We start from the raw sequence: 293 nt of genomic DNA, 5'->3' as shown, positions 1-293 counted from the left end.
CTACTCTCGCATGGGGAGACCCCACACTACCATCGGCGCTACGGCGTTTCACTTCTGAGTTCGGCATGGGGTCAGGTGGGACCACCGCGCTACAGCCGCCAGGCAAATTCTGTTTATCAGACCGCTTCTTGCGTTCTGATGTAATCTGTAATCAAGCTGAAACTGATGTCTGTCTTTCGCCAAAACATCTTCGGCGTTGTAAGGTTAAGCCTCACGGTTCATTAGTATCGGTTAGCTCAATGTATCGCTACACTTACACACCCGACCTATCAACGTCGTCGTCTTCAACGTTC

At 50.9% G+C, this 293-nt stretch carries 2 rRNA genes; both read right to left on the bottom strand.

Features of this window, described 5'->3' with window-relative positions:
- Positions 1-103, bottom strand: a 5S ribosomal RNA gene (gene rrf / locus NNO08_RS23020); the annotation flags it as partial.
- Between the two features lie 97 nt (positions 104-200).
- Positions 201-293, bottom strand: a 23S ribosomal RNA gene (locus NNO08_RS23015); the annotation flags it as partial.

It is taken from the genome of Citrobacter sp. Igbk 17, from assembly GCF_028069775.1.
Lineage (GTDB): Bacteria > Pseudomonadota > Gammaproteobacteria > Enterobacterales > Enterobacteriaceae > Citrobacter.
The sequence above is the reverse complement of the archived record's forward strand: the minus strand, read 5'-3'. Positions and strand labels throughout refer to the sequence as shown.